Annotated in this window: 3 protein-coding genes and 1 pseudogene; 3 read left to right on the forward strand and 1 reads right to left on the reverse strand. The window is 70.2% G+C overall.

Annotated features, from left to right (window positions below):
- The coding region (locus VN419_RS03035) for a flagellin (protein ID WP_325644314.1) at positions 1-586 on the forward strand (586 nt) is incomplete at its 5' end.
- Positions 587-683: 97 nt separating this feature from the next.
- On the opposite strand, the gene rnc is transcribed toward VN419_RS03035, so the two are convergent.
- Positions 684-1,382: a ribonuclease III gene (gene rnc, locus VN419_RS03040; protein WP_414652911.1), complete on the reverse strand. Its 699-nt coding sequence runs from the start codon at positions 1,380-1,382 to the stop codon at positions 684-686.
- Positions 1,383-1,407: 25 nt separating this feature from the next.
- Between rnc and VN419_RS03045 the strand changes: the two genes are divergently transcribed.
- On the forward strand, positions 1,408-3,633 hold the full coding sequence (locus VN419_RS03045; RefSeq protein ID WP_325644318.1) for an acetate--CoA ligase family protein: 2,226 nt from the start codon (positions 1,408-1,410) through the stop codon (positions 3,631-3,633).
- 59 nt (positions 3,634-3,692) lie between these two features.
- Positions 3,693-4,135, forward strand: a pseudogene (locus VN419_RS03050) (AAA family ATPase); the annotation flags it as partial.

Below are 4,135 nucleotides of genomic sequence, written 5' to 3' on the forward strand. Positions count from 1 at the left end.
GACCGACTTCAACGGCATCCACCTGCTGAACGGCCACCTTTCCGGCGGAGCCTCCAGCCACAACGGCACGGGCATCGAGTCCGTGGGCGCGCTGAAGATCCACTTCGGCTCCGGCAACGACTCCTCCGAGGACTACTACTACATCAATGTCGGTTGCGCCACGGCCTCGGCTCTTGGCCTGGGCATGCTGGCCGGCAGCAAGAACAAGTACACCGCCGCCGAGATCGCCGCCGAGACCGACCCCGCCAAGCTGGCCAAGATGCAGGCCGAAAACAACGCCGGCATGACCATCTCCACCCAGGAGCTGGCCCAGCAGGCGCTGGCGGCCATCAACCAGGCGATCATCTCCAAGGACAAGATCCGCGCCTCCCTGGGCGCCATGCAGAACCGCCTGGAAAACACCATCACCAACCTTTCCATTCAGGCGGAGAACCTGCAGGCTTCCGAGTCGCGCATCTCCGACGTGGACGTGGCCTCGGAAATGACGGAGTTCACCCGTCAGCAGATCCTGTCCCAGTCCGCCGTGGCCATGCTGGCGCAGGCCAACAGCCTGCCGAAGATGGCCTTGCAGCTCATCCAGGGCTAGCCGGGCACGGCCCTGGCGCCGTAAGACCGACCGCAGCAAGAAAACGGGCCGAAAGGGAGCTTTCCCTTCCGGCCCGTTGCGTCGTTTGGGGTCGGGCTCAGGCCTCGGGCCGGGTGAGGCGCGTGATGGCGTTCTGGGCGGCGGTCTGCTCGGCCTTCTTGAGGCTGGGGCCCGTGGCGCGGAAGCGCTGGCCGTCGGGCAGCAGCACTTCCACTTCGAAGGTCTTGTGGTGCTCCGGCCCGCTGGAATCGACCAGGGTGTACACGGGCCGCTCGCGGTGGGTCTCCTGGGTCAGCTCCTGCAGGCGGCTCTTGCAGTCCTTGCCGCCGGGCAGTGCGGGCGAATCGGGCCAGAGGGGCGCCAGCAGGGAAAGCACCAGCGTCTGCGCGGCGCTGAAGCCGCCATCCAGGAACACCGCGCCGAACAAGGCCTCCAGGGCGTCGGCCAGCAGGCTGTCGCGGTCGCGGCCGCCCTGGCTCTCCTCGCCCCGGCCCAGCAGCATGCGCCGGTCCAGGCCAAGGCTTCTGGCAACCCCGGCCAGGGTGCTCGTCTTGACCAGCCGCGAGCGCAGCTTGGTCAGAAGGCCCTCGTCGGCCTCCGGGAAGCGCCGGTAGGCTTCCTCGCTGACGCACAGCTCGAGCACCGCGTCGCCCAGGAACTCCAGGCGTTCGTTGGAAAGTTCCGGGCGTCCCGACTCGTTGGCCCAGGAACTGTGCGCCAGAGCCAGCTCCAGCAGCTTGACTTGCCTGAAACGATAGTGGATATTATCCTGTACCGTCGTGAGATTCTCTTCCACCAAGCCCCTCCAAAAGGCCGCCCGCATGCCCGATGCCCCGTCTCTTCAAGCGCTTCTGTCCCCGGCCTCCGTGGCTGTGGTGGGGGCTTCGCGCAGCCGGGGCAAGGTGGGCGGCATGGTCCTGGCCAATATTGTCGCCGCAGGGTACAGGGGTGCAATCCATCCCGTCAATCCCGCCGCGGCCGCCGCAGGGGAAAGCCTTGCCGGGTTCGCGCCGCTGGCCTCTTCCTCCGAGCTGCCCGACGGGGTCGATCTTGCCGTGGTCTGCCTCCCGCGCGCGCAGGCCCTGGCCGAGGTGGAAATACTGGCCGGGCGCGGGGTGCGCGCCGCCATCGTGCTGGCCGCGGGCTTCCGCGAGACCGGCCGCCAGGGATTTCTGGCCGAGCAGGAGCTGACGCGCATCGCCGCGCAAACGGGCATGCTGCTTTTGGGGCCGAATTCGCTCGGGCTCATCAACACCGCCTGCAACCTGAACGTCAGCTTCGCCGCGGGCCACCCCAAGCCGGGCGGCGTGTCGTTTTTCTCCCAGTCCGGGGCCATGTGCGTGTCCGTGCTCGATTGGGCCATGGGCCTGGGCCTCGGCTTCTCCAAGTTCGTGAGCCTGGGCAACAAGGCCCGCCTGAACGAGGCCCACGTGCTGCGCGCCCTGGGCGACGACCCGGACACCAAGGTCATTCTGGGCTATTGCGAAAGCGTGGAGGACGGGCAGGAGTTTCTCGCCGCCGCGCGCGAGGTGACGGCAAAAAAGCCCGTGCTCATGCTCAAGGCGGGCATCACCCCGGCCGGGGCGCGGGCGGTCTCGGCCCACACGGGCTCGGCCTCCGGCTCGCCCGCCGCCTACCGCGCCGCCTTCCGCCAGGCGGGCATCATCCATGTGGAAGAAATGTCCGGCCTGTTCGCCCTGGCCCAGGCCTTCGCCACCCAGCCCCTGCCCAGCGGGCCGGGCCTCGCGGTGCTGACCAACGCGGGCGGCCCGGGCATCCTCGCGGCCGATGCCTGCGCCCGCACCAGCCTGACTCTGCCGCGCCCGGCGGCCGCCACTCTGGAACGCCTGACCGAGGCCCTGCCGGGCTTCGCCTCGCTGTACAATCCCGTGGATCTCTTGGGCGACGCCGGGGCCGAGCGCTACCGCGCCGCCCTGTCCATCCTGCTGGCCGATGCGCAGATCCGCAGCCTGCTGGTGCTGTTCACGCCCACGGCCAAGTCCGAGCCTCTCAAGACCGCCCGCGCCATCATCGAGGCCGCCCACGGCCCGGACAACGCCGAGGGCAAACCCGTGGCCGCCTGCTTCCTGGGCGGGGCCATGGTTGCCCCCGCGCGGGAGGCCCTGCTGGCGGCGGGCATTCCCTGCTATGATTTTCCGGAAGTGGCGGTGGAGGCCATGGACGCTCTGCACCGCCAGCACTGCTGGCTCGCCGGGGCGCGGGCCGCCGCCTGCCGCCTGCCGCTGGAGGGCGCGGCATCCGTCGTGGCGTCCGGCTTGCCGTCGGGCTGCGACGCCCCCTGGGACGACGAGGCCTTGAACATCATCGCCACGGCCAAGGCCCAGGGCCTGCTGGAGCTGGGCGGGGTGACGGCGCTGGAAGCCGCCCACGCGGCCGGGCTGCCGGTACTGACCACCGGCCTTGCGCGTACGAGCGGCGAGGCCGTGCGCCTGGCGGGCGAGATCGGCCTGCCGGTCTCCTTGAGCCTGGCCGTGCGCGAGGGCGGAGCCGCGGGCTTCGGTCCGGCCACGCCTTTTTCCCGCTCGGAGGGCGCGCGTTTTTCCCGCTTGCTGGATGCCGAGGCCGTGCGCCGGGCCTTTCTGACCCTGACCAGCCGCGCGGCGCGGCTGCGGCCCGATGCCAGCGTCACCGGCTGCCTGGTGCAGGCTGCGGCCCATGTGCCGCAAAGCGGCTTCGAGCTGGTGACGGGCTTCACCCGCGACGCGCAGTTCGGCCCGCTGTTGTCCTTCGGCCTGGCGGGCATCGGCTCGGAGCTTTTGGGCGAGGTGAGCCATCGGCTGGCTCCGGTGAACCCGCCATTGACCCCTGAGGACGCGCGCGAGATGCTGCGCGAAATGCGTTTCTATCCGCTGTTGCGCGGGGCCGGCGGCGGGGCGGTGGTCTCCCTGGCGGCCTTGGAACGGCTGCTCCTGGCCGTGGCGCGGCTGGCGCTGCGCGCGCCCGGGCTTTCCGGGGCGGAGTTTTCGCCCGTGCTGGCCGGGCCCGAGGGCGTGTTCATCGCTGGGGCGCGGCTCACCCTGGGCTAGACCTCGGCGCTGCTGCCGCGATATTTCAACACCTGCGACCAAACGCGAAGGAGGGCGCCATGCCCGGACTCTACATCGGCTCCACCTCCGGCTATTCCGGCAAGAACACCGTCACCGTGGGCCTGGGCCTGGCCTTCCAGCAGGCGGGCCTCACGGTGGGCTACATGAAGCCCGTGGGGGCCATGCCCCTGGAGACCGAGGCCGGCCTGGGCGACGAGGACGCGCTGTTCGTGCGCGCGGCTCTGGGCCTGGAGGCCGACCCGGCCCATACGCCCACGGCCATGACTCCGGTGGTGGTGACCCACGACTTCAAGGTGGACGCCTTCGAGGGGCGGCTGCCCGGCGTGGCCGACGGCGGCCTGGTTCGCAGCATCGGCGCGGCCTACCAGGGCCTGGCCAAGGGGCGCGAGGTCATGCTCGTGGCGGGCAGCGGCAGCATGTACTCGGGCAAGTATTCCGCGGTGGACGCCATCAGCGTGGTCAAGGCGCTTGATATAAAGGC

The sequence above is a fragment of the Humidesulfovibrio sp. genome, assembly GCF_035560995.1.
Taxonomy (GTDB): Bacteria; Desulfobacterota; Desulfovibrionia; order Desulfovibrionales; family Desulfovibrionaceae; genus Humidesulfovibrio.

Bases quoted from the DNA above. Each gene is read 5' to 3' on its own strand.
- VN419_RS03045 (WP_325644318.1), top strand. From the start codon at position 1,408: ATGCCCGATGCCCCGTCTCTTCAAGCGCTTCTGTCCCCGGCCTCCGTG.